Source organism: Moorena sp. SIOASIH (assembly GCF_010671925.1).
GTDB lineage: Bacteria > Cyanobacteriota > Cyanobacteriia > Cyanobacteriales > Coleofasciculaceae > Moorena.
Map to the genome: position 1 here is coordinate 1108951 of NZ_JAAHIH010000001.1, position 23753 is coordinate 1132703.

Below are 23753 nucleotides of genomic sequence, written 5' to 3' on the forward strand. Positions count from 1 at the left end.
CGACTGCCGTTCCCCCAGCGACTGCCGTGGTTTCCCCCATGAGCGACTGCATCAAGACGGGAGTAGGGAATATGGCATCAAAAATTATCACAATTCCTAGACGAATCCCTATCGTTAAAAGATTACGTGATTCTATCTATAGCAGTTCTCATATGAGGTACACAGGATTTTTTCCCTCTTGCCCGCCCCCCTTACTAAGGGGGGTTAGGGGGGATTCCTCTTGCCTATTCCCTATTCCCTGTTCCCTGTTCCCTATCTCCCCATCTCCCCATCTCCCCACACTGCCCAGACCTTCTCACACCTCCCACACTTCCCAAAAATTTCCTGTTGGAATAGCCAAGATTGTGTATAGAAGTTCTAGTGCAGCTACCCGGAAGTCTGAAGTCTGAAGTCTGAAGTCTGAAGTTCTTTAATATCAAGGATTTCGACTCTAGGACGCGGGTTTGTTATTTCTGTCCCCCTGCACTAGTCAGTTGGCAGAACTTCTAATCCAGACAATTGAGGTAATCCTATGACTTTCATCAACAAACTTCATTCAACGCCCCAGAATTACTCCGATTTTACTGTACCCTTAAACATTCAAGCCTCTGATATATCAATCGTTATTCCCGTCAGGAATAATCAAGAAGGACTGGATTTATTTTTAACTGAATTTTTTAACACCCAGAGTCCCCACATATATCCAAAAGAAATTATTATTGTTGACAATAACTCCAGCCCAGCAATTACTATCTCTCAACACTTCCAAGGTAATAACCTTTCCATCAGATTGCTAAAATGCGCAAAAAATGATGTGGCATCTGCCAGAAATGTAGGCATAAACTATGCCAAAGGAGATTGGATATTATTTACCGATAGCCACTGTATTCCCTCTGAATCATTTATCCAAGGCTATCTTAATACCATAAATGGGTCAATAGGATATGCAGGTAATGTTAAAGCATGGGGCAATGATTTATTGTCAAAATTTTATGAAGGTCAAGAAAGATTCATTCCCTTAACCATGATTGAAGAGTGCCAGATCAGTAGACCAGAATCATTAATTACAGCGAATGCCCTGATTTGGAAAAAAGCACTTCAACAAATCGGTGGATTTAAAGAAACCATTATAATTCCCGAAGGAGCCGATCTAGATTTAGCATTTCGGTTATTCCAAATTGGTCAATTATCCTATTGTTGGCAATCCACTGTCTATCCTAATCACAATAAAGAAATCCCCGAATTTATCCAACGATTTATCAACGATCAAAACAGTAAACTAATGGTGAGTAATCTCTATGATATTTAAATGATAGCAGTAGGGAACAGGGAATAGGGAGTAGGGAGTAGGGAGTAGGGAATAGGGAGTAGGGAATAGGGAACAGGGAAAAGGGAACAGGGAATAGGCAAAAATTTTAATAAACTTCCCACACTCCCCATCTCCCCATCTCCCTATCTCCCCATCCTTTCAGGTGTATGATTTTAACAAAAGAGGAAAAAAGAACTAAAAACCTTAGTACACCATTGGACTGTCATCGATGATCACACAGATTCCGAAAGGGTATCAAGAATGGTTCAGAGTAGTGATGAGGAAGATGCCTCATCTGAGCAAATCTCAGGCAGTGGGATTAGCAATGGGTCGCTTTTTTGGTATTGCCATCACTCAAAGTTGTGGATTATCAACAGTAGCCGTATTTTTAGCAGAAATCCAACATCGATCAGAAAACAATGTCAGAGAGCAGTTAAGGCAATGGTACAAGGAAAAAAGTCACAAATATGGCAGAAAGCGACAAGAAATAGAAGTCAGTGAAAGCTTTGCCTTCTTATTGTTGTGGATATTAAGTTGGTGGTCATCCGATCAAAAAAGCCTGGTGCTGGCTGCAGATGCATCCACATTGGGTAAGCGTTTTACAGTCTTGGTAATTAGTGTGGTCTACCGTGGCTGTGGAATACCTGTAGCTTGGAAAATTGTGGGTGCAACCGAAAAAGGGAGTTGGCAACCTTACTGGCATCAGCTGTTAAATCAGGTCAAACAGGGGATCCCGGATGATTGGTTTGTGATAGTCACCACAGACCGAGGGTTGTATGCTAAATGGTTTTATCAAGGGATTGTGGCTAATGGCTGGCATCCTTTGATGCGGATTAATGCTCAAGGATATTACCAACCATCCCAGGTTTTGGGTGACCAACCCCCATCGAAATTACCTCTGTCTGGGCTAATCACTGAGGTTGGTCAGCATTGGAGTGGTCGAGTCAGATGTTTCCGAAGCAACTGTGTCGATTGCACTCTCTTAGCTCGCTGGGATCACGGTTATGCTGACCCTTGGTTAATGTTAACGGATTTGAGTCCACAACAGGCTCAAATCTACTGGTATAGTATGCGTAGCTGGATTGAATGCTTGTTCAAAGACATTAAGCGTGGTGGTTTTGGTTGGCATCACACCAAAATGACTGACCCCAAACGTGCCGAAAGACAATGGTAACGCTATTGCTGTGGCGACTATTTGGTTGGTTGGCGTCGGAGGATTAACTGACACTAGTTTATCTGCTAGTAGTTTATCGGTTGAAACTGACGACGATGGCCTCGACGCCGATCCGTTGCAATTTTCGACCCACTCTCAACAACCTCTGTCTTTAAGTTGTTTTCGACGAGGTTTTTTACGTATTCTGGCATCTGTCATTCAACAAATGCCTTTACCTATGGGTTGTTTTTCTCCCTCATTTTCTCTATCTTCTGCATAAATATTAAAATCATACACCTAAAAGATCTCCCCATCTCCCCATCTCCCCATCTCCCCACACTTCCCGCGCCCCCGCCCTACCCTCCCCACACTCTCCTAATCTGAAGGCGGTAATTCCTTATCCCTCAAGCTTTTTTTACCTGTTTCCGCATAGTATTTATATTGTTCAATGATAATTTTCGCGAGCTCAGAAAGGGGTATTTCTTTACCATCAACCTGAGCTTTAACATAAATCTTTAGTGCTTCAATATAAGATAGACCAAGAGCCAGGGTTAGTGCTGCTGCCGTTGAGCCTGATATTGCTCCACCAAGAATGGTGCCTGCACCAGGAATCATTTTGAGTAAATTGGCGACAATTACTTTACCCACTGCGGTCATTCCTCCTGTACCCCCAAGAGCAGATATCACCATGCCCAGAAAAGCTCTTTCAACCGTTAATCCAAAAATGCTGGTGATGTTAGCAATCATTACCGTTTGCATCGTTACCAAAATTGGCGCATCAGAAAACGGAATTGGTGAGGCACCAACCAATGCTGAACCAGTAACGTAACCCGTAACATATTTAAACGCTTCACCTGCTTTTAGCTCAATATTTCTAATCTGTTCCCTCAGAAATGCTTTGCGCTGGGCTTCTGGCAGTAAATTTGCCGTCACTTCTACTAAACGCTCTAAACCATGGGCTGTCACCGTATAATCATCATCGATTAGTTTTGATTGTGCTAGCACTGGAATAATCTGACTAACCGGTAGATTTTTACCATCTAGGAAAGCAATAAACTCACTACGTTTTTTCCTTAAGGTTTGAGTCAGAACTAAGATAACTGGTACATCTTTTTGTTGCAGGCTCTTTAGCCATTCTTCCTCAATCGGATCCAATCGATCAGTCTCATGATTAAGGCAATACCACACCACATGAATGTGTTCTTTTGCCTCTAGTTTCCTTTGATCATCAATTAGTTTCGAGATATCTCTCCTTACTCGTTCAATCTGTTGGGCTTTAAGTTCTAGCCCTGGCGTATCGTACACTGTAATCGGGCAACCTGTTTTCGTATAACGACGAATGGTTTGAGTAACAGGATAGCCCACTCCTGTTTCTGCCAGACGAGAGCGAAAAATTGTATTTACTAAAGTACTTTTACCTACACCAGTTTTACCAATGACTAAAACATTACATTGCTCAACTTTGCTCTGGGCATCTTCATAGGCTTCGCTCATTTTGCCTAACAGTTCATCAAACGAAATGTGCTCTGACATTAGTAGTTTTATCCTTTAAGCTGTTGTGCATTTAAACTGTATATAGCATTTTCATTTGAGATGTAACCTGAGAATGTCTTATGTTATTTTACTATAAAACTCTGGAGCTATTGCCCCTATTGCCTATTGCCTATTGCCTATTGCCTTTTTATAAATCTTGATAACTCATTTTATAACGCTATATATTATCGACATACTGTTCGATAAACTTCCTAAGTTCCTTTACATTAAAATCCTTAGCAAATTTATAAATAACTTTAGCAAATGGTACAAAGTTAGCATCTAATAATTCCAGCTTTTCCGCTTCTTGGCTGATGTCAAACACATTACCTTTCTTAGACAAGTCATAAAGTTGGAGCAGCACATCGGATGGGGGAGGCACAATGGCATCTAGGTGGATTTCTTCAGCTCCAGCATCTATTATAGTTTCTGGTTTTGGTATGAAGTCTTCATACACCCATTCCAGTTGCAAATGCTGTTTTAATTTTTCGAGTAATTCTTCTACGTCCACTGGTTTGGGAATAAAATCATCGCAGCCTGCATTGGAACTCTGTTGCTTGTCTAACTCATAAACACTGGCAGATGAAGCAATAATCAACAGATCTTTCAATTGATCTGATGAGCGCAGACGTCGCATCATTTCCAAGCCATCCATCACTGGCATCACCAAGTCAGTAATAATTAGATCAGGGTTAAATTCTGTGGCTTTTTCTAAACCCTCAACCCCATTACTTGCCTCCCATAGTTCAAATCCCAGAGGTTTTAACACATTCACAATCACAGAGCGATTCTCCCATTTGTCATCTACTACTAAAATTTTCCCTGCTTTGCCCTGACAACCTATAATAGTTTTAGTGGAGGCTTCGTTACTCTGAATCACAGCTGTAGTAATGGGTAACTCTAAATCTATAGAGAAAAGGCTACCTTTGCCATAATTACTCTCAACATTGATAGCACTTCCCATCAAATTGATAATTGTTTGGCTAATCGCTAATCCAAGTCCAGTGCCTTGTTCACGATGATCAACATCCCCCACCTGTTCAAAGGGCAAAAATATTTTTTCCAGTTGTTCTGGGGTCATCCCAATGCCAGTATCTTTAATGATAAATCGAAGTCTGACTAGGCGGGATTGGGGAGTAGTAATTCCTTGGTGGTTACTGATAACGTCTACCTTAAACGTGACTCCGCCATGGTCAGTAAACTTAATCCCATTGCTCAAAAGATTAATCAGAACTTGTTGCAATCGTTTGGCATCAGCCAGGATCCCCTCTGGCAGATGGTATGAGGGTTGATAAATAAAATAAATCTCTTTTTGCTGGGCTTTGACCAGGCAAATTTCTACAACTTCTCTCAAAAAGGACGGCAAATGAATTTCTGTCGGAAACAGTTCCATTTTCCGAGCTTCGATTTTGGATAAGTCTAAAATGTCATTAATCAGATGGAGTAGATAGTTGCCACACTGATAAATAAGATTGATCTGGTCTTTTTGTTTAGCAGTTATCTGTGGATCCCGTTGCAGAATTTGGGCATAACCCAAAATGCCATTGAGGGGAGTACGCAATTCATGACTCATATTAGCCAGGAATTCGCTTTTGGCCTGATTAGCCTGATCAGCCGCTTCTTTAGCTGCTTTGAACTCAGCTGTACGTTCCTCAACCCGGATTTCCAGTAAGGCATTGGTTTGTCGTAGTTGTGCTTCAATTCGCCTACGCCCAGCTAGATAAACTAGACCATAGCTAAATCCAAAGCAGGAAACACCAGCAAATAACAGCCAATAGCGGTAGTGATAGATGACTTGACCCAGAGTCACTTTTCCCCAATCTTCGTAGGGACGAACCCGCAGATTCCGTAAGGTTTCGTGACAAGCTTGGTAGTTGGCCGGGATAGTCCAGCCCTGATAACGACCAGCTTTGGCGGCTGGGTGTGACGAAGGCATGGTCATTAATGCGATCGCAACCTCTTCCGCTAACTCCATTGGGGTATGGGGTAGTGTAGAAAAGGGCCATTCTGGATAAAGTTTAGTACTCAGAGCAAAAGGGAAAGTGTCCTGATATTGAGTTTGCTGATTGAGGATCACAAAGTCATCTCGATTAATTTTACCCTCCTGTGCCATACGTTCGAGGGTATCAGTGCGGACAGTGCCAGCATCAACAATACCATCACGAACAGCGTAGACCACTGCGTCATGGCTACCACCAAAGTGGAGCGCTGGAAAGTCACGGTAGGGGTTAACTCCAGCTTCTAACAGAGTTTCCCATGCCATTTGCCAGCCCCCAAAGGCAATTTCACTGACGGCCATAAAGGTTTTGCCCCGTAAATCCTTTAAATCCTGGATATCATTGCGATCAGCATGACGCAGGATAACCGCTCCAAATTGGGTGTAAGGCTTGCCTAGGCGTAGATTTGTTAGGGTGGCAATTCGTCGTGCCCCATAAATCCATTCCAACTCTACATACATTCCAGGGTTAGGCAACACAAAGTCCACCTCCTGGTTAGCTATTATTTCTTCGAGGGTGTCAAACCCTAGTGGTACAAGTTGGAAGACATAGCCGGAAATCGTTTCACTGAGATAGTCTAGGGTCGGTTGCCATTTTGTTTTGGTATGGTCAACACCCCGAATTGCCATCACTCCCACCTTAACAATCTTTACCTCTGAAGTCGTTATTTGTCCTGTTCCATCTACAGGTTCCTGAGGAGGAGTAATCCCTGGGGCAGCCGATGCTATTAGTGATAATCCCATGCCTATAATCAGGCTGGATTTTATTAATAAATAAATCCGAATCATATTATAGTAGTTTTCAATTAGGTGAGGTACGAATTTTTGGCCAGTAGGGAGTAGGGAGTAGGGAGTAGGGAGTAGCTCACAGGGGTAGGTTTTTTACATTTGGGTAAAACATAGGACAAGCCAGAGGGAGAGGAAAAGAAAAACAACGAACAAATGATGATTTTTAACGACAAATTAAGTATATTGTCTTGATGCAATAGCGAGTGGGGGAAACCCCCTGTTCCGAAGCTGCATCGCTTGTCTGTACCCCCACACCCGGTCACCCCACGCCCCACACCCCACACCTGACGTCTTTGTAAAAAACATACCCTTGAAAGGTAGGGAGTAGGGAGTAGGGAGTAGGGAGTAGGGAGTAGGGAGTAGGGAGTAGGGGTAATAAAATTGAATATACTTCATATAGCACTACGCATTAAGGTGTTTGACATTGATACAAGCTGAAACGCCGTTTTAGTGAACTTTTGCCTTTTGCCTCTTGCCTAAAGCCCTTGCGCGTAGCGCTATAACTATGAGAAACACTATATATCTTTTCCGGTTAATAAATTCTAGTTTTAATTCATCAATACCTATTTCATTCATTAATTAATAATTAACAGGCTGAATATAGCGTTTATATCATGTCCGGATAATTACCCTTAATAAAAATATCCCCATCTCCCCATCTCCCCACACTTCCCACACTTCCCACACTTCCCTCTGTTTCCCGATTCCCGATTCCCGATTCCCGATTCCCGATTCCCTGCGCTATACTAATTTTTTTCAAGATACTTTTCTATCAATATTCTAATTTTTTTTAATTGAAATTCATTAGCATAATTCGATATAGTATGAGCAAAGGGAACAAACTTATCATCTAATTGTTTCAAATTTTCTGCGGTTTTAGTGATAGCGAACATATTCCCTTTCTTGGCCAGGTCATAAAGTTCAGCTAATACATCATCTGGGGGAGGTACAGTAGCGTCTGGCTGAACTTTTTCAGCGGATTCAATCTTGATTTTTGAGAGTCCTGGATCATACTGTTCATATACCCATTCCAGTTGCAGATGCTGCTTTAATTTACCAAGTAATTCTTCAATTTTCACAGGCTTAGAAAGAATATCACTCCAGCCTATATCCTGACTCGGTTGCTGTTCTAATTCATAAACACTGGCAGATATAGCGATTACCAGGATCTGTGTCAATTGCTCTGATGAGCGGATACGTCGCATCATTTCAAAGCCATCCATCACTGGCATCACTAAGTCAGTAATAATCAGGTCAGGGTTACATTCTCTGGCTTTTTCCAAACCCTCAACCCCATTACTCGCTTCTAAAAGTTCAAATCCAATAGGTTGTAAAAAATTGACAATAACAGAGCGATTCTCCGGTTTGTCATCTACCACTACTATTTTCCGCACCTTTCCCTGGAAACCAACGATAGTATTGGTATAAATTTGATTTTTGTGAACCATTACTGTGGTAGTAGGTAAATCCAAATCCACAGAAAAAACACTACCCTTGTCATAAGTACTTTCAACCTTGATATGACTTCCCATTAGATTAACAATTTTCTGGCTAATAGCTAATCCCAGACCAGTGCCTTGGTCTCGAATAGCACTATCCCCAAATTGCTCAAAGGGTAAAAATATTTTTTCCAATTCTTCTGATTTGATTCCGATGCCAGTATCTTCGATTTGAAATCGAATTGTAACCATGGGTGATTGGGGAGCTTTGCCCATCAGTGGCATAATTTTGTCTGTGATCACTTCCCCCTCTTGCTGATCTCTATAAATCCTAGGGAGTGGGGGTTGTACGGCTTTATCCTTACTGATCACCTCTACCTTGAAGGTTACTCCGCCATGGTCAGTAAACTTGATAGCATTGCTCAGGAGGTTAATCAGAACTTGTCGCAGTCGTTTTTCATCAGCCACAATTCCTGCTGGTAGATAGGATGAGGGTTGATAAATAAAAGAAATACCCTTTTGCTGAGCTTTGATACGACAGATTTCTATAACCTCGATCACAAAAGCAGGAAAATGAATCTCTTTCGGTAACAGTTGCATTTTCCTGGCTTCCATTTTCGACAACTCTAAGATGTCATTGATCAAGTGGAGCAAGTGAGTGCCACATTGGTAAACAAGATCGATACTATGCTTTTGTTTAGGGGTAGCGGTTTTATCCCGTTGGAGGATTTGGGCATAACCTAAAATGCCATTGAGAGGAGTACGCAGTTCATGAGTCATATTGGAGAGGAATTCACTTTTGGCTTGGCTAGCTAATTCAGCAGCTTCTTTAGCTTTTGCCAGTTCAATGGCTTGTTGTTTTAACTCCTGATTTTGAAGTTGCAGCTTTTCAGTTAACTCCTGAATCCGTAAATGATTGATTATCCGAGTTAAGAGTTCCTCATGTTGGAGTGGCTTAGTGACATAATCGACTCCCCCAACCTCAAATCCTTTCACCTGATCCTCGGTACTAGATAACGCCGTCATAAAAATTACAGGAATATCTTTGGTAGCCTGATCCGCCTTCAAGCGACAGCAGGTTTCAAAGCCATCTATACCTGGCATCAAAACATCCATTAAAATAATTTGAGGATGGGCATACTTAGCGCGTTTTAACCCACTTTCACCATCTTGGGATACTAAAATGGTGAAGCCACAATCTTCCAAATAATCAAAGGCAACCCTCAAATTTGTGGGATTATCGTCAATGATCAAGATGGTATAATTTATTAAATTAAACTCATTCGTTTTAGCAGTTACACTCATGGAGTTTATTCTAGATGCAGATAGTTGTTAACCAAGGTAACAATGGCTTTTTATTGAAACCCTTCGGCTAAGTTTTGAGTTTGGTGGGCTTTGGGAATGTAGTTTTCATCGAGTTCTTCCAGGTATAGCAATCCTAATTTGTCATACTGCCCAGCATCGCCAATTTATAGAGCACTTCCATATTAGGTGCGCTTTCCGTTGGCGAATTAAATTCGCCAACGGTCGCACCTTTTCGTGAGGGGGGGTACGACAAACGGCTGATCTCAACTGGGTTTTGACCCCTGTGATCAAGCTAGAGCCTGTTGAGGTATTGGCTGATACACCCACTCTAACTGCAAATATTGCCCTAAGAAAACCAGTTACTGTTCCGGAACAGGGAGAAGAAACCGTCAGTTGGGGAACAGAGGAAGGATTGACTAATACCTATAATTACTTCCAATAAAAATTTGTTTGATTTGTGCGATCGCTTGATTGGTAGCTTGCGCCACAGACAAACCATCATTTAACTCCAAGGGGACTCCCGTTATACCCGTGCATGAAGCGCGGGAGACGGGGCGTATAAAGTGCGGACGCAGGTTCCGCACACAGCCCCTTGGGAATTGGAGACTGGATCTGTTGCGCTTCTTGATAATCTATGATAAGATTAAGGGATATTAATGGGCCTTTTAGGTGCAGGTTTGCGCGCAAGCTGAAAAGCCCCTGCTAAGAGCGTAGACCAAAATACAAGTAAGCTCAATGATTTTATCGGAGACCACATAAGAACAAGGATAGTCGTGCAATTAAGTACCCAAAAATCGGTATAAAACGGGATTTAAAGTCATAATTCGGACATTGGCATTTCCTTAGCGCTATAGTATAATTGAGATATAGGACACAGTCAAGTAACGATGCCAAGAAAAGTAGGAGCAGCAAAAAAGATATCGACTCAAATCGTCCCTGTGGTGGGCATGACCAAGTCGGTTAAACTTGAATTGCTGCAGGTAATGAAAAAGCTTGGCATCGTTAGAGCTGAGTCTTACAACAAACTGGGAAGTATTAACCATTGGGGACTGGACTGGAAAAAGGCCATCCCGGAAGTAAAGAGTTTCAGGACTCCTGATGCCCTGGGGCTGCCTGCCAAATTAATGGATTGGACTATCAATGATGTAGCGAAAGCCATTACAGCGAGCCAGGCAGCCTGTACCGATGCCGTAATAAAGAAAATCTACAAAAGGTTTCCTGGGAAAGAGAACCAAAAGACCAGAAAAAAACTTTGCAAACAGCTTAAGACATTAGCCTTCCTGGATAGTCCACTCCTGCACAGACTTGTTAGAAAGGAATTCCAGAGAGGGCATTCTTGGGTCAAAAATCAGATAGTTTATCAACAAGTAGGCTATAGCTGTAGGCGACTCTCTCGTAACACTTACCAGTTAGAATTAGCTGGGTTAAGGAGAGGGAAAAGGAATCGGATAATCCTTAGGTCTAATCGAAAAGTAAAAGGACAGATTAGACTAATTTATAATCAGCTTCTACAAATATTTGAGATTCACTTCCTAGTAGATTATGGCACCGTAGAAATTCCTTCTTCCCGTCGGTCTATCGGAGTAGATAAAGGGTACACCGAGGCTCTCTATGACTCGGATGGGCAGGCACACGGAAAAGGGTTAGGCAAAGCAGTAACCAAAAAGTCGGATCGCATCTGTGCCAAGAATCGCAACAGAGGGAAGCTCTGGGCGCTTCATAGAAAGCTAGAAAAAATAGACTCAGCTAAGTCGGCTCAAATACTAGAAAACAATCTGAGCCGAAAAACAGAGAATCGCCGATACAGACAGAATCAATCAGAACTCACGGCTATTATAGGAGCCGCATCTAAATCCCTTTTTAATGGGGAATCACTAAAAGTATTTGCAGAAGATTTAACACAACCGATAAAAAATAAACGTCAGTCCAAAATTATGTCCCGCAAGCTCAATAGTTGGATGAAAGGAGAGATTCGGAACTCCTTGCAGAAATGGGCTAATTGGACTGGGTCGGTTGTAACAGAAGTCCAGCCTAGTTACACGTCGCAAGTTGACTCCAGGAATGGAACCCTATTAGGGAAAAGGACTGGGGACAGCTTTACCGGATTTGATGGGGTCGTGTTGCAGGCTGACCACAATGCTGCTAAAAACATCCTTACTCGGGGTACAGATAAGGAAATTACCCGGTACATGAATAAAGCCGAGGTTCAAGCAGTATTGTTGCGCCGTACCGCGCGTTTCTTGAAAGGTATGGGACTGAGTCTGCTTGATGCAGTTGAGCTTGGATGGATTGGGTAGGTCGGCGGGGTTACCCCCGCTTCGCCCCCTAAGCACCGTGCGAGCAAGTCTCCAAGCACACGGCGCACCTAAAACCTTTAGAACACGTTATTTGTGCAACTTACTTTTCCTTGATTTACGGTTTTGTACCTTTTGGCTTTTGTTCCGTTTCTTGGAGGGTGTTTTTATCCCGTTTCTTAGCATTTGCTGTATTTCGGGATTAGTTGCGCCCAAGGCATGGATGGAATAGTGACAATCTTCATGTAGGTAGATTAAGTTGTCGTATCGGTCATGACCCCCTAGGGATTGGGGAATGATATGATGTAGATGCGTATTTTGATATTCCCCTAGGGATTGCTTGCAGACAGGACACTGATACTCCTGTCTGTTTGCTATTTTGTCCTTTCCTGTGGATAATCTTTTCTTGGCCGTTTTGGCGCTTTGTTTTAATTCCCTTTCGTTCCAATACTCTACGAGTTCCGGGTTGTCTGGGGATTTGTCATAAGCGACCATTGTGTGCCTTTGGATTGGAGTCCAGGCAAATTTGTCCAAATAGATTTCTCCATCTCCGAATACCCATTTGTCTTCCCTTCCTGGGCAATGATTACCGAAGTATTTTTTGTTTACCCATTCTTGGGATTTCTTTGCGTGTTTCCGTCTTCCCCATCTCTGCAATTTCCAGAATACGTAGTGGTCGAGGTTAGAAAAGATTTCCTTTGATACTGCCCCATTATGGTAGTTGCTCCACCCCCTCACTATGGAGTTGATTTTACCTATTATTACCTTTTGGGACAGGGTTCTTCCTCTCTTGAATTCTATTCTTAGATTTTCCTTGACCTTCTTAACGCTTTTCTGAGAAGGTTTAATGAGTGTTATTAGTCCCGTTTTCCTGTTGGTTGTTTGGCATTTCCTGAAGTTCCAGCCTAGAAAATCAAATCCTTCGGTTAGGTGGCTTATCTTTGTCTTTTCTTCAGATAGTGTTAGTCCTTTATTAGATAACCATCTTTCGACGATTTTCTTAGCTTCGGCTGCATCTTCCTCGCTTTCGGTTAAGATTACGAAGTCATCAGCAAAGCGGACGTAAGTCCTTGTAGATGTGTTACACCACCATCCTCCATCCTTTTTTCTTTTGTCTGGTATCCATTTGTACCTAATTCCCAATTCTTCCTCTAATCCGTGTAGTGCGATATTAGCCAGTAGGGGACTTATTATTCCACCTTGGGGTGTTCCTTCCTCTGTGTTATGGAATACGCCTTTATGGACGTATCCCGCCTTAAGCCATTCCTCAATGAGGTTTGCTGCTGGGAAGTTCCCTATGGTTTCCAAGAGTGGTTGGTGAGCGATGTTATCGAAACACCCGGAGATGTCTGCGTCCAGTACCCACCATTTCCTATTCTTTTCCCCGTTGATATTTTGGAATATCCTCTGTCTGGCATCATGGGTACTTCTACCTGGTCTGAAGCCATATGATACGGGTTCAAATCTGGCTTCCCATGAAGGTTCTAGTGCATTTTTGACAATGCCTTGTAGGCAGCGGTCGGTGATGCTCGGTATTCCTAGTGGCCTCTTTTTGCCGTTGGATTTTGGGATGTAGATGCGTTTAGTTGGGATTGGCTTCCAGGTTTTGTACGTGGTGAGTGAATCGACCATTTTTCCTCTTTCAGCGGGATTAAGTTTTGTTTCGCCGTCTATTCCTGCTGTTTTCTTTCCACTATTGACCTGTGTGGCCTGTCTGACGGAAACTTGGATATTGGAGTAACTACGAAGCATTAATCTTTGTAGTTTGTTCACCTTTTTCCAGTTGCCTTCACGTGTCGCCTTGAAAATTCTGCGTCTAAGTTTCCTGACCGTCCTGTAGGCTCGTTTCCAGTTGGTTGCGTGCCAGTCGGTGGTTTGTTTAGTTACGATACCGTTTCCTGTGGGATTCGGTTCTATCTTTTCCATATACAATTAGGGTATTAGCGTATTATTTCCTTGGCTCGGAATTAGTTCTGAAATTCAGCACTATGCACGAGTTGAGGGATTTCCCTCTATCCGGTCAGTTATACGTTTCCACTTTCCTGTTCCCTTTCGGGTTCCGGCTTTTGCTTGGTTCAGTCTTCTACCGGGCTGAGAGTTATACCGCTTCTTGGGATTTGGCTACCAATATCAATCGACCTAGATATTGGACTCAACCTCGGCTTACCCGGTTATGCTCATTAGAGGTGCGATTCTAAGGTTGCCGTCTCTACACCGAGTCCACTGTGGGATTCTGATTGCCCCGTCAAGGAGAGGCTAATCCGGGAGCTGTTATCCCCATTGTCGTTTGATCAGGGATATTGCTTGTTACGATGCCTTATAACAACGGTTCCTAATTGTCAACCCTTTGATTCTTTCCCTGCCATTGGTCACCTTCCCGACATCTCAGTTTCTTTCTGGCTTTACCCTCTAGCTGTGAAACCCACTGATTCGGGAGTAACCTAGTGGTAAACCGGGTTATCCATCTCAGTACGCTCCTTTGGGTGGGAACAAGACTGAATCCTAGTCTTGGAAAGGCTCTTACCTCTTTCACTCTGCATGAGCACCTTCATCGGTCGCCCCTTAACTGCAAACATAGCAAAACTCGGGCTTTTAAGGAACTCCTGATCGAGATGTCAGGAACGTCTAAATAGACGAGTGGGAGGCTTGACTCCAATTGCTGTATGACCACTCCTCACTTAGACTGCAATAAATTGCACCTTGACCCGTGGTACCGGGCTTGTCCAGATTTATCCCGGTTTAAGAGTATCTCGAGTGAATTGGCGTCGCTGCATGATTCTTTAACCTCAAAACCGTTGTGCAGACGTCACAACTCTACTCCTTGCGATGAACCAATCGTGGTCATTTTGCCAAAGATCATATTTAGCAGAGGGAACAGGGAACAGGGAGTAGGGAGTAGGGAGTAGGGAATATGGCATCAAAAATTATCACAATTCCTATACGGATTGCTATTCAAGCTCTGGTAATTGGGAATTTAGAATTTAGAATTTAGAATTTAGAATTGATAGATACAGCGTTTTTCATAGCTATCAGGTAAACAGGATTTTTTCCCTGTTCCCTGTTCCCTGTTTCCTGTTCCCTGTTCCCTGCTCCCTGCTCCCTAAAACCCAAGACGAAAGTACCTAACCCAATTGAGAACTGCTATATTTCAATAGCCCCTAAGAGCGCTATCCTTAAAGTGGACAGAAGTCGTTTTTTTCAAGGACCTATGACCTATGGTGGACTATTTGAGCCAAGCTACAGAACGCCCTTGGATGAGCATTTATTTAAGAATCCTCGCCTTTGTCTTTGCCTATGGCGCGATTGTCCACTTTGGTAATATAGCAGGTTTTGGGGAAATGCCGTGGTTAAAAACCCCCTTAACCTGGAGAATTGGCGATGTTTTCTATGGCATTATCGATACAGCAGCAGTGATTGGACTTTGGCAGCGACAAGTGTGGGGCATTGGATTGTTTTTAGTTGGAATTCTCTCTCAGTTTATTATTTACACGGTATTTATCGATTATTTTGCCTCCACCCCTGAGCAAAGACAAACCATCTACGGTCTTTTGGTAACTGAAGCAATTTTAGTGCTGATATTTACTACATTATTACTGTTAAAAAATTGACACTCCCCGCCCTATAATAGCGGGGATTCTTCACTCAACGACTCAGCGTGGCTCTTTCAGGCCGGAACCAGAAAGAGTAGAGGCCAAATCTCCTGAAGCGTTCGGATTAATAATCCAAGTTCCGACGTGCCCCGTCGTACTTATGGCTCTATTTCGGATATTGATGGCGGCATTATGGTCTCTGTCAAGTTCACATCCGCATGTGCAGACATGAGTTCTTGTTGATAGAGACTTTTTGACAACTTCGCCACAATCGGAGCAGTTCTGGCTAGTATAGGCAGGATTTACCGCAACGGTTATCCTGCCAAATTTAACCCCAAAACACTCCAACCACTTCCTAAACTGATACCAACCTGCATCATTAATAGACTTGGCAAGGCAATGATTTTTTACTAGGTTTTTAACCCTTAAGTCTTCATAGGCGACCAGGTCGTTAGACCGGATTACGCAACGCGCCAGTCTCTTGGCATGTTCTTCACGCTGCCTACTTATCTTAAGGTGCTCTCTGCCTAACCTATTAATGGCTTTCCTACGATTGGATGAGCCTTTCTTTTTTCGGGAAACCCGACGTTGATAAAATTTTAATCTCTTTTCCCCAGCCCTATAAAACCGGGGATTTGGTTCCGCATATCCCTCAGAATCTGTATAAAACTCTTTGAGTCCTACGTCTAACCCAATAGTTCTGCCAGTCGTGTTCAAATCTTCTTTGACCTCGACTGCAACACAGAATTGAACGTAATACCCATCGGCTCTACGAACTATCCGAACCCGATTAATTTGCTTTTTATCAAAACGCCACAAGTCCCAAGTACCCTTGAGTTTGAGCTTCCCAATTCCTTTTTTATCTGTGAACGTTATCGATTTATTATCAGGGGACAACTTCCATCCTGATTTTTTGTATTCGACAGAACGACCACGCTTTTGGAATTTCGGGAATCCCTTCTTTCCTGGTACTTTTTTCTTGCAGTTATCGTAGAACCGAGCAATCGATGACCATGCCCTTTCAGATGCGGCCTGACGGGCAGTAGAGTTTAATTTATTCGCAAAAGGAAACTCTTTAGCAAGAATCTTAGAGTATTTACTAAGGTCGTTTTTCCCTGTCCCTTTATTGTCCATCCATAGGCGGATACAGCTGTTTCTGATGAATTTAACAGTCCTGATAGCTTCGTCTATAGCTGAATATTGAGACGGCTTTCCTTTGGCTTTAAACTCTAACACTATCATCGAAATCGACCTCCTTTCGATATAGTTTTATCTTAGCATAGCAAACATAAAACTGTCAAGGTTGATTTCAAAAAAAAGCCTTCCTAGAAGGACGGGGCTTTAAACCAAAATTTTCGGTAATTTTATTGATAACTAAACAGTGTTAGCTATCAGCTAATGCGCTACGCGCACGCTACTTGAGGTGCTATCAGCTTTGATGGACAAATCCCCAGACTTTCAATTCTCATTCATATCTCAATCTTAAATTCTCCCGTTCCCGTAACCTGGCCATAGGCCTGTATAGGTTTATTTTAAGCTGACTGCTGACAGCTGACAGCTGACAGCTGACAGCTGACTGCTTACGACAGCTATTGATCAACCCACTGTAATTGTAAATACTTCTCCAATAATGCCAGTAATTTCTGCTCGTCAACTGGTTTCGGCAGAAAAGCATCACAGCCAAGTTTCTGAGTCTCCTTCTGGACGACATCCCAGTTGTTGGCAGAGAAGGCAATAATTGGTACATCCTTCATTTCCGGTATCTGTTGTAATTCCGGAATCATCGTGAAACCAGTTTTAACAGGCATGAATAAATCCGTTAAGATCAGATCCGGTCGAATTGCCCTGGCCAGGTCCAATGCTTGCTGAGCATTCTGGGCTAATACCACTTCAAAACCAAAAGGTTTCAGCATATTGAGCAATACCAATCGATTTTCTGTTATGTCATCCACCACTAACAATTTCCGTCGTTTTCCTTTATAACTTAACCCTTTAACAGCAATATATGCTTCAGCTTCGGCAACAATATCTATCACAGGTAAGGTGACATCAAACCAAAATGTTGAACCTTTGCCTAATTGACTTTTAACCTTTAGTTTACTTCCCATCAATTTAACGATTTGCTGACTGATAGCTAAACCTAAACCCGCTCCAGCTATCCGAAGCTGGGTATCCCCTACTTGTTCAAAGGGTTGGAATATTTTATCTAACTGTTGAGGACTGATTCCTATCCCAGTATCGATCACCTCAAAGCGAATCTTCCGAGAATGGATGTTAGAATATCCCCCTTGAATGCTTTTGTTGGAAGACTGAGAGATGGCTAAGATAGGGTTTTGTTTCTCAATGACTCCAACATTAAATGTGACATGACCTTGGTCAGTAAATTTAACGGCATTACCTAATAGATTGAGTAAAACCTGTCGTAACCGTTTCTGATCTACCTTAACCCCTGTGGGTAGGTTCCCCTGAGTGTTATACTTAAACAAGATATTTTTTTCATTAGCTCCCATGCGGATAATACCAACTACCCCTTCCAAGAAGCTTGAAAAATGAACCTCACTGGGGTAGAGTTCCATCTTACGGGCTTCGATTTTAGAGAAGTCTAAGAGATCGTTAATTAGGGTCAATAGATAGGTTCCGCTTTGCTCTATAATTTTTAAACCCTCTATTTGCTGGTCTCTTAAATTGCGATCGCTCATTGGGGTGCTGCCCTTGAAACCATCCTCTTGGGTAGCAGCTTTAGCTGTATCGCGCTGGAGAATTTTGGCATAGCCTAAGATGCTATTGAGGGGAGTGCGCAATTCATGGCTGATGTTAGCTAAAAATTGGCTTTTGGCTTGGTTAGCAACTTCCGCAGCTTCTTTAGCTTTCCCTAATTCGGCAGTGCGTTCTTGCACTCGGATTTCTAAACCCTGATTTGTTTTCTCTAGGGCCGTAAAAGAATCCTGCAATTGCTGTGCCATCTGGTTAAATGACCGAGCCAACACACCAGTTTCATCATCACTCAACACAGGAGCTTTATGGTAAAGATTGCCACTAGCTACCTGAATCGCTGCCTCTGTGATTGCCCGAATCGGTTTGGTAATCTGGCTTGATAGTAGATAAACCCCCACCAGCAGCAGTCCAGTAGAACTCAATCCAATCAGCACAATGTTCCCAGCTAGCCGACGAGCGGGAGCAAAAGCTTCTTGCTGACTGATCTCAGCTAGTAAAGCCAGGTTCTGTTTCTCCAACCAGCGATACACACCGATCACAGGTATGCCATCGTAATTCTGATAAAGCCCAGCACTATTTTTTCCTTGGGTAGCGCTATCAATGCCCAAACTACTAACTCCCTTAGAGTATTTTTGATGCTCAAACTGAGTTGAGGTGATGAATATATTTTTTCGTTCCAATCGACCAACTAGATAGGTTTCCCCACTCTCACCTAAGCCAGTACGGTCTCGAATTAGGTTATCAACTTCTTGAAGATCGAGAGTAATGGAAATTACTCCCATACGGTTACCAGATTGGTTAAACAGGGGTGTAGCAAAGGTGATGGCTGTTTTACCTGTTTTTGAAGAGCTATAAAACGTTGGTTTAACGTCCGTTTGTTCTGGGGTGAAGTAAGTGGTAGTCGCACCAAGGGGTTGATAGTTGCCCTCCAGGGTTTTGTTAGTTGAGAAAATGATAATCCCACCAGTTGTGAGCAGGGAAATTTCTCGTAGATTAGGCTTAATGGCAGCTAAATCAGTCAGGTATTCTGAAATGCTGTCATAGGCGATTTGGTAATCTATTGACCGGGTTTGAGACCTTTTACTGCTGAGTAAGACCTCGGCTTGTCTTCGAATTTCTGGCAACTGAGCCGATAACAGGACATCTTGGCGCTGATTGTTAAACCATTGATTGAGTTCATCAGATTTGATAGACACAGCAACACTGAGTCGATCAAAGACAGCTTGTTTGAGAGCTTTCCTAGCTAAAATATAAGCAGTAATAGCTACAATGGTTACCGTAACAACTGATAAAAGTGAAAAGTAGGTGACTAGCTTTGACAGTAACGTTTTTTGAGTTAATTTAATCATAAAAATCATAATAAGCGCGATAATTTAGCTTTTCGCCTAAACTCAATCCTTTGTAGGGATTGAGCTATCAGCATTCAGCTATAATTTAATGTAATTCAACGCCTGATTTATAAATATTTGGTAAATAAATAGAGTCAGCACTATAGCATTTTTTAATCAGGTGAGGTACTTTATTTTTGGGTTTTAGGGAACAGGGAGCAGGGACTTCGGAGCAGGGACTTCGGAGCAGGTAAAAAAATACATGTACCTCATTAAACTAGGAAACGCTATAGTAGCTTTTTAAAGTAAGGCATCAGGAATGGCTGATAACTGATAGCCCTAGGCTTAATGCTTACACTCAATCATTTTGATAAAGCATTTCTAAATATATCATGAAAACCAAGGCTGATTTATCATAACACCAAAAACTCCTCGGATATTTTGACTACTGTTCCCTGTTCCCTGTTCCCTGTTCCCTGTTCCCTTTTTATATCCATCCTAGGTTCACAAGTAAAATAAAAATGCGATAACAATTATTGTGATAGCGAATAATCTGACTATTTTTCTACCAATTATAAAAAATTTTATTGATTTTATCAATAGCTCGATTAGTGGCTTGCTTAATTGACCAATTATCCACCACAATTTTTCTAATCACTTGCCCCCAAACGTTTTGAGCAGCCACTTCACTATAAGCTGGATTTAACACTTGATAAGCTGGTCGGGTGTGTTTTAACTGCTGTAGCGCCACAGAAATATGAGGATCATTGGGATTTTTCCAAAAGGGTTTTTCAAACAGTTTCGGCATCACAGGTAAGTATCGACCCTGAGACCCTTCTGTGTAGGCTTGTAAGTTTTGCGGTTGTGCCAAATATGAGAGAAACTTCTTGGCATACTCCTGTTTTGTGGATGCTTTAAAGAGAATGACCTGTTTAATCTCTACGATGAATCTCATCAGTTCACCACTAGGTTTATTTGGCCACTTAACTGTAGAAAGTTGCTTGGTGTAAATTTCGGGATCTTGTCGTTGGGAACCTGGAACTGACAGAGTATGATTGACCGTCATCAGGCTAGTGCGGCTGAGTAACGTTACATTGTTGCCTGTATTATCCCAATCTATGGCATCAGGTGGCACTTTCCCATTGATATAAAAGCGGGTATATTGGTCTAGAGCCGCCTCAGTGCCTTCGTGAACTTGGGGGTCGTCTAAGCGTAATTTGCCGTTTTTATCAATTAGTTTGACATTGTAGGCTTCTAGAAATTGCTCAAAATTGTTGTAAGTATCTAAGCTCATGGACATAGGCATGCCGATACTATACATATTGGGATAACTGCTCTGACGCAACTTTCCCTGAACCTGCTCCCAAAACCGCCAAAATCCCTGCCAATCTCTAGGAATTGCCCCCTTTGCCTGACCAATCTCGGTCAGGATGTCTTCCCAGTAGTGAATATGAATGGCTGATTGCATAATTGGTACAGCATAGTAGCTACGTTTTTTAGCAACTTTGTTTTGATAATTGACTCCGGCAAGAACCCCTTCACTGTACCAATTTTTCAGAGGCTGTATGACATCAGACACATCTACCAGTTGGTTATTCCATGCCAGACGGGGAATAATGGTCAAGTCTGCTACCCCTGCATAGAAAATGTCAGGAGGATTACCTGATGCGATCGCACTCTCAATTTCTTTGAGAATATCCTTCTGAGGTATGATGACTAATTGAACTTTAATACCATTGTTTTTTTCCCACTGGTCGATGATTTTCCGGAGTGCATCCGTTTCTTCTGGATAAAAACCCTGTTGCCACCAGATGCTCAGTGTTTTAGCTGTGTCAAAGGTTGATGATTGTCTTGATGATTGTCTTGATGATTGGGAATTGTGAGTACAGTTAGCCAATCCCAAACCGAGGAAAAACCAAGGGAGTTGATTAAATTCCCGTCGTCGCATAAGTCTTAAACCGTTACACTTATCAAGTCCGTTAGTATGATATTATCCAGGACTGTGTGAATAAACCTCTTGCAAAAGTATTTTTCTGATAATGTTTGCGTCAATTATTGGGTGCATCTCACTTTTGCCTAATTTCATGCATTGAGATACACCCATTCCTACTCCCGACTCCCGACTCCCAGGGCTTGCGCGTTCACGCTTAGCTTTGAAAAAGCGCGGGGTCGCACCGCTCCCGACTCCCGACTCCCTACTCCCGACTCCCGCGCAACCCAAGACGAAAGTACTTCACCCAATTGAAAAGTAAACTAGTAATAGATAATAGGTAATGGATAATAGGTAATCCTAAAGGAGTAATCACAATGACCTAATACCTATTCACAAAACGTTACAATACCGATCATCCCGGACATGATATAATTTGGTATTATACCATTTTTAAAAATCCCTGACTGACTTAATCAATCTCGAAAAGGTTAAAAGTTAAAAGGGAAAGGATATGCTCAGAGGGCTTTTCCCTTTAAGCTTTAACCTTTCCCCCGATCTTTGATCTCTGTCTTAACTAAAGAAAATTGGTCTTAGAGTACGTCAGTTATCAACCCACTCCAATTGCAATAGCTGCTCCAATAAACCAAGTAAACGATCCTGGTCAATGGGTTTCGGTAGAAAACCTTCACAGCCCAGCATCTGACTCTGCTTCTGAACTATGTCAAAAGTACGGGCTGAAAGGGCAATGATCGGCACATTTTTCAGATCGGGTATTTCCCGCATTTCTGGCACCATGGTAAAAGCAGTTTTGACCGGCATGAATAAATCAGTCAAAATCAGATCGGGTCGGATGGCTATGGCGACATCCAATCCCTGCTGACCATTTTCTGCCGTTACCACCTCAAAGCCTAACGGTTCAAGCATGTTAAGTAATACCAACCGATTTTCTTTGTTATCATCCACCACTAGCAATTTGCGTCGTTTTCCGTGGTAACCCATCACAAGACCTGCAATATTCCGTTTAGCTTCGGTAACTTTAACCACAGGTAAGGCAACATCAAACCAAAACATTGACCCCTTACTTAACTCACTTTTAACGTTTAGTTGGCTTCCCATAAATTCCACCAACTGCCGAGATATGGCTAAGCCTAAGCCCGTTCCAGCTGCCCGATATTTGCTATCCCCCGTTTGTTCAAAGGGTTGGAAGATATTCTCTAATTGTTGAGGGCTAATTCCTATCCCGGTATCAATCACCTCAAAGCGAATCGTCCGATGTTGGATTTTGGAATCTTTCCCCTGATCAACGGAGGTAGGGTTTTGGTCTTCAATCACTCCAACGTTGAAAGTTACGTTGCCTTGGTCGGTAAATTTGACTGCATTGTCTAACAAGTTGATCAGTACCTGTCGGAGCCGTTTATCGTCTGCCTTAACACCAGTCGGTAAATTAGTTTTTTGTTGAAATCTCAACACAATATCTTTTTCAGTAGCTCGCATGCGGATGATTCCCACAACTTCCTCTAAGAAGGTTGGTAAATTAAATTCTGTGGGATACAGTGCCATTTTGCCAGCTTCGATTTTGGAGAAGTCTAAGATATCGTTGATCAAAGTCAAGAGATGGTTACCGCTTTTCTGAATAATTTTTAAGCCTTCGAGTTGCTTGGTGGTTAAATTTCGTTCACCTTTGGAGGCGGCTTTAGCCGCATCACGTTGGAGAATTTGAGCATATCCTAGAATACCGTTTAGGGGAGTACGGAGTTCATGACTCATGTTAGCTAGGAATTCACTTTTAGCTTGGTTAGCTACTTCTGCTTTTTGTTTAGCGTCTTGGAGATAGGCGTTTTGTTCAGCGAGGGTTTTTGTCAAAAAATTGAGTTTTAAATGGAGCCTGACTCTAGCTAATACTTCTTCTTGCTCAAAGGGTTTTGGAATATAGTCTACTGCACCTAACGATAATCCTTTTATCTTATGGTTTATATCCGCAAACGCTGTCATAAAAATTATGGGAATATCTTTGGATTTGGGATTACTTTTGAGTGTTTTACAGGTTTCAAATCCATCAATACCTGGCATATTGACATCTAATAATATGAGATCAGGGGGTTCATACTCTACTTGTTCAATAGTTCCTTCACCATCCATTTCCACTCTGACTTGAAACCCAGCACTTTCCAAAGTTTTGTAGAGAACTGATAAATTATTGGGATTATCATCAACGATTAAAATTGTTCCAGTGTTTGGTGATTGGTTCATTTTCACTTATTGATATATTTCCTAATCGCCAAGGGATAAGAGCAAGTCCGGAGGTGCGCTTGACCTTGGCGAATTAAATTCGCCAAGGTCAAGCGCACCTCTTAATCACTTCGTATTCAGGGAAATTGTGACTTGTTACT

The 23753-nt window shown here is 42.3% G+C and carries 20 protein-coding genes and 1 pseudogene; 7 read left to right on the forward strand and 14 right to left on the reverse strand.

The window, feature by feature from the left end; all coding sequences use genetic code 11:
• The first annotated feature begins 152 nt into the window (after window positions 1–152).
• Complete coding sequence (locus tag F6J90_RS04950; protein WP_293091363.1) at window positions 153–389, forward strand: hypothetical protein; 237 nt, start codon at window positions 153–155, stop codon at window positions 387–389.
• A 122-nt stretch (window positions 390–511) separates the two neighbouring features.
• Entirely contained in the window at window positions 512–1288 is a 777-nt protein-coding gene (locus F6J90_RS04955) for a glycosyltransferase (protein ID WP_293091364.1), read from the forward strand.
• On the opposite strand, the gene F6J90_RS04960 is transcribed toward F6J90_RS04955, so the two are convergent.
• Window positions 1285–1419 carry a hypothetical protein gene (locus F6J90_RS04960; RefSeq protein ID WP_293091365.1) on the reverse strand — a complete coding sequence of 45 codons (135 nt, stop codon included), beginning with the start codon at window positions 1417–1419 and terminating at the stop codon, window positions 1285–1287. The two genes, F6J90_RS04955 and F6J90_RS04960, sit on opposite strands and share 4 nt — an antisense overlap.
• 98 nt (window positions 1420–1517) lie before the next feature.
• On the opposite strand from F6J90_RS04960, the gene F6J90_RS04965 reads away from it, so the two are divergent.
• Entirely contained in the window at window positions 1518–2462 is a 945-nt protein-coding gene (locus F6J90_RS04965; RefSeq protein ID WP_293090693.1) for a transposase, read from the forward strand.
• A gap of 65 nt (window positions 2463–2527) precedes the next feature.
• Here F6J90_RS04965 and F6J90_RS04970 read toward each other — a convergent pair whose 3' ends face one another.
• From F6J90_RS04970 to F6J90_RS05000, 7 genes are all read right to left on the reverse strand, one after another.
• Entirely contained in the window at window positions 2528–2653 is a 126-nt protein-coding gene (locus tag F6J90_RS04970) for a hypothetical protein (RefSeq protein ID WP_293090694.1), read from the reverse strand.
• Window positions 2654–2816: 163 nt separating this feature from the next.
• Window positions 2817–3974 carry a GTPase gene (locus F6J90_RS04975; protein WP_293091366.1) on the reverse strand — a complete coding sequence of 386 codons (1158 nt, stop codon included), beginning with the start codon at window positions 3972–3974 and terminating at the stop codon, window positions 2817–2819.
• 178 nt (window positions 3975–4152) lie between these two features.
• Window positions 4153–6714 carry a PhnD/SsuA/transferrin family substrate-binding protein gene (locus tag F6J90_RS04980; RefSeq protein WP_293091367.1) on the reverse strand — a complete coding sequence of 854 codons (2562 nt, stop codon included), beginning with the start codon at window positions 6712–6714 and terminating at the stop codon, window positions 4153–4155.
• Window positions 6715–6776: 62 nt separating this feature from the next.
• Window positions 6777–6905 carry a hypothetical protein gene (locus tag F6J90_RS04985; protein ID WP_293091368.1) on the reverse strand — a complete coding sequence of 43 codons (129 nt, stop codon included), beginning with the start codon at window positions 6903–6905 and terminating at the stop codon, window positions 6777–6779.
• Between the two features lie 28 nt (window positions 6906–6933).
• Window positions 6934–7155 (reverse strand): hypothetical protein, encoded by a 222-nt coding sequence (locus F6J90_RS04990; RefSeq protein ID WP_293091369.1) that lies wholly within the window; start codon window positions 7153–7155, stop codon window positions 6934–6936.
• A 211-nt stretch (window positions 7156–7366) separates the two neighbouring features.
• Window positions 7367–7519 carry a hypothetical protein gene (locus F6J90_RS04995; protein WP_293091370.1) on the reverse strand — a complete coding sequence of 51 codons (153 nt, stop codon included), beginning with the start codon at window positions 7517–7519 and terminating at the stop codon, window positions 7367–7369.
• The gene (locus F6J90_RS05000; protein WP_293091371.1) at window positions 7506–9503 is read right to left on the reverse strand and encodes a response regulator; all 1998 of its coding nucleotides are present in this window, start codon (window positions 9501–9503) and stop codon (window positions 7506–7508) included. Before F6J90_RS05000 ends, F6J90_RS04995 begins: the two co-directional genes overlap by 14 nt.
• Before the next feature lie 283 nt (window positions 9504–9786).
• Here F6J90_RS05000 and F6J90_RS05005 point away from each other — a divergent pair, with 283 nt between their 5' ends.
• On the forward strand, window positions 9787–9945 hold the full coding sequence (locus F6J90_RS05005; RefSeq protein ID WP_293091372.1) for a hypothetical protein: 159 nt from the start codon (window positions 9787–9789) through the stop codon (window positions 9943–9945).
• A gap of 445 nt (window positions 9946–10390) precedes the next feature.
• Window positions 10391–11800, forward strand: a complete 1410-nt coding sequence (locus tag F6J90_RS05010) for a zinc ribbon domain-containing protein (protein ID WP_293091373.1) — start codon at window positions 10391–10393, stop codon at window positions 11798–11800.
• Between the two features lie 87 nt (window positions 11801–11887).
• On the opposite strand, the gene ltrA is transcribed toward F6J90_RS05010, so the two are convergent.
• Window positions 11888–13723 carry a group II intron reverse transcriptase/maturase gene (gene ltrA / locus F6J90_RS05015; RefSeq protein WP_293091374.1) on the reverse strand — a complete coding sequence of 612 codons (1836 nt, stop codon included), beginning with the start codon at window positions 13721–13723 and terminating at the stop codon, window positions 11888–11890.
• Between the two features lie 860 nt (window positions 13724–14583).
• Window positions 14584–14715, reverse strand: a complete 132-nt coding sequence (locus F6J90_RS05020) for a hypothetical protein (RefSeq protein ID WP_293091375.1) — start codon at window positions 14713–14715, stop codon at window positions 14584–14586.
• A gap of 297 nt (window positions 14716–15012) precedes the next feature.
• On the opposite strand from F6J90_RS05020, the gene F6J90_RS05025 reads away from it, so the two are divergent.
• Complete coding sequence (locus F6J90_RS05025) at window positions 15013–15405, forward strand: hypothetical protein (protein WP_293091376.1); 393 nt, start codon at window positions 15013–15015, stop codon at window positions 15403–15405.
• An 11-nt stretch (window positions 15406–15416) separates the two neighbouring features.
• Here the strand turns inward: F6J90_RS05025 and F6J90_RS05030 are convergent.
• The 3 genes and pseudogenes from F6J90_RS05030 to F6J90_RS05040 form a co-directional block, all read right to left on the reverse strand.
• Window positions 15417–16629, reverse strand: a pseudogene (locus F6J90_RS05030) (transposase).
• A 347-nt stretch (window positions 16630–16976) separates the two neighbouring features.
• Window positions 16977–19451, reverse strand: a complete 2475-nt coding sequence (locus tag F6J90_RS05035) for a hybrid sensor histidine kinase/response regulator (protein ID WP_293091377.1) — start codon at window positions 19449–19451, stop codon at window positions 16977–16979.
• Between the two features lie 544 nt (window positions 19452–19995).
• On the reverse strand, window positions 19996–21378 hold the full coding sequence (locus F6J90_RS05040) for an ABC transporter substrate-binding protein (protein ID WP_293091378.1): 1383 nt from the start codon (window positions 21376–21378) through the stop codon (window positions 19996–19998).
• Window positions 21379–21519: 141 nt separating this feature from the next.
• Here F6J90_RS05040 and F6J90_RS05045 point away from each other — a divergent pair, with 141 nt between their 5' ends.
• Window positions 21520–21675 (forward strand): hypothetical protein, encoded by a 156-nt coding sequence (locus tag F6J90_RS05045; protein WP_293091379.1) that lies wholly within the window; start codon window positions 21520–21522, stop codon window positions 21673–21675.
• 288 nt (window positions 21676–21963) lie between these two features.
• Here F6J90_RS05045 and F6J90_RS05050 read toward each other — a convergent pair whose 3' ends face one another.
• Window positions 21964–23613: a response regulator gene (locus F6J90_RS05050; RefSeq protein WP_293091380.1), complete on the reverse strand. Its 1650-nt coding sequence runs from the start codon at window positions 23611–23613 to the stop codon at window positions 21964–21966.
• Window positions 23614–23753 lie beyond the last annotated feature (140 nt).

What these genes read in the sequence shown, in the direction of transcription:
- F6J90_RS04950 (WP_293091363.1), top strand. Translation starts at nt 153, where the DNA reads ATGAGGTACACAGGATTTTTTCCCTCTTGCCCGCCCCCCTTACTAAGG.
- F6J90_RS04955 (WP_293091364.1), top strand. Translation starts at nt 512, where the DNA reads ATGACTTTCATCAACAAACTTCATTCAACGCCCCAGAATTACTCCGAT.
- F6J90_RS04960 (WP_293091365.1), bottom strand. Translation starts at nt 1,419, where the DNA reads ATGGGGAGTGTGGGAAGTTTATTAAAATTTTTGCCTATTCCCTGTTCC.
- F6J90_RS04965 (WP_293090693.1), top strand. Translation starts at nt 1,518, where the DNA reads ATGATCACACAGATTCCGAAAGGGTATCAAGAATGGTTCAGAGTAGTG.
- F6J90_RS04970 (WP_293090694.1), bottom strand. Translation starts at nt 2,653, where the DNA reads ATGCCAGAATACGTAAAAAACCTCGTCGAAAACAACTTAAAGACAGAG.
- F6J90_RS04975 (WP_293091366.1), bottom strand. Translation starts at nt 3,974, where the DNA reads ATGTCAGAGCACATTTCGTTTGATGAACTGTTAGGCAAAATGAGCGAA.
- F6J90_RS04980 (WP_293091367.1), bottom strand. Translation starts at nt 6,714, where the DNA reads ATGGGATTATCACTAATAGCATCGGCTGCCCCAGGGATTACTCCTCCT.
- F6J90_RS04990 (WP_293091369.1), bottom strand. Translation starts at nt 7,155, where the DNA reads ATGAAGTATATTCAATTTTATTACCCCTACTCCCTACTCCCTACTCCC.
- F6J90_RS05000 (WP_293091371.1), bottom strand. Translation starts at nt 9,503, where the DNA reads ATGAGTGTAACTGCTAAAACGAATGAGTTTAATTTAATAAATTATACC.
- F6J90_RS05010 (WP_293091373.1), top strand. Translation starts at nt 10,391, where the DNA reads ATGCCAAGAAAAGTAGGAGCAGCAAAAAAGATATCGACTCAAATCGTC.
- ltrA (WP_293091374.1), bottom strand. Translation starts at nt 13,723, where the DNA reads ATGGAAAAGATAGAACCGAATCCCACAGGAAACGGTATCGTAACTAAA.
- F6J90_RS05020 (WP_293091375.1), bottom strand. Translation starts at nt 14,715, where the DNA reads ATGCCATATTCCCTACTCCCTACTCCCTACTCCCTGTTCCCTGTTCCC.
- F6J90_RS05025 (WP_293091376.1), top strand. Translation starts at nt 15,013, where the DNA reads ATGGTGGACTATTTGAGCCAAGCTACAGAACGCCCTTGGATGAGCATT.
- F6J90_RS05035 (WP_293091377.1), bottom strand. Translation starts at nt 19,451, where the DNA reads ATGATTAAATTAACTCAAAAAACGTTACTGTCAAAGCTAGTCACCTAC.
- F6J90_RS05040 (WP_293091378.1), bottom strand. Translation starts at nt 21,378, where the DNA reads ATGCGACGACGGGAATTTAATCAACTCCCTTGGTTTTTCCTCGGTTTG.
- F6J90_RS05050 (WP_293091380.1), bottom strand. Translation starts at nt 23,613, where the DNA reads ATGAACCAATCACCAAACACTGGAACAATTTTAATCGTTGATGATAAT.